The 1,176-nt window shown below is 42.0% G+C and carries 1 protein-coding gene; it reads left to right on the top strand.

Going from position 1 to position 1,176, the window contains the following annotated elements; genetic code table 11:
• The coding region (locus ABF87_RS14635; RefSeq protein WP_160829852.1) for an IS1634 family transposase at positions 1-1,176 on the top strand (1,176 nt) is incomplete at both ends.

Below are 1,176 nucleotides of genomic sequence, written 5' to 3'. Positions count from 1 at the left end.
GTCAGCAATTTGGGAATTGACGGGTAAGCCACTCAAATATTCGCTCAGTTCACTGTATCGGGCAGGATACACCCTGTTTGAATGTAAAGATAACCTTGAAACACACCTCTCAAAACAAGAGAAAGTGCTCTTCTCTCTGCCGGAACGAATGTGTTTTTTTGATCTGACAAATACCTATTTTGAAGGCCGGATGGCAGAAAACCCCAAAGCCAAAAGGGGGCGAAGTAAAGAAGAACGTACGGATTGCAAGCTGTTGACCCTGGCCCTTGTTATTGATGAAGATGGCTTCCCTAAATACAGCAAACTATACCCAGGGAATCAAGGAGAATCCAAGACACTGAAACAGATCATAGAATCCCTGATTGAATCAAACCCGGCTTTAGCAAAAAACAGAACGGTTGTTATGGATGCAGGTATTGCCAATAGCGAAAACGTCAAATACCTGAAAGAAAACAAATTTCATTATATTGTTGTAAACAAAGGTAAGAAGGACTTCACCACTGATGATACGGATCAAATGGAAACCATCCGGAAGACAGATGACTATACGATTGAGGTAAAGCGTCTTGAAAAGGTCAATGAAGCCTTACTGTTATGCCATAGCACCGCTCGTGCCGGAAAGGATTATGGAATCCGGAATCGCCAGGAAACCATTTTCTTAGAACGTTTGCAGTATTTTCACGATGGATTGAGTCGAAAAAACAGAACCAAATCCTATCCCAAAATTCTTGAAATGATCGGGCGACTTCGGGAAAAATATTCGAAAGCCTCAAAACTTTATGATATTGAGGTAGTTCCGGAATCCGGTACCCATAAGAGTATCAAGGCCACAGCAATCCTGTGGAATAAACGTGACAAATATAAAGAAATCAATAAATTTGATGGTTGTTATGTCCTGAGGACAGACCGTCTTGATCTATCTGATAAAGAGATCTGGGAAACTTATATCATGCTGACCCGAATAGAAGGGGCTTTCAGATCCATGAAGTCACACCTGGGTCTGAGACCCATTTTTCATCAAAATGAAAAGAGTGCCAATGCGCATCTCTTTAGCTCTGTGCTTGCATATCATATCCTCCATACGATTGAGTATAAATTACGCCAGCAAGGAGCGAATCGTTGCTGGGCATCCATAAGGGAATCATTGTCGACTCATCAGCGGCTTAGTAAGATCGG

This window comes from Nitrosomonas sp. JL21 (genome assembly GCF_009833095.1).
GTDB lineage: Bacteria > Pseudomonadota > Gammaproteobacteria > Burkholderiales > Nitrosomonadaceae > Nitrosomonas.
This window is presented reverse-complemented; position numbering and strand designations above follow the sequence as displayed.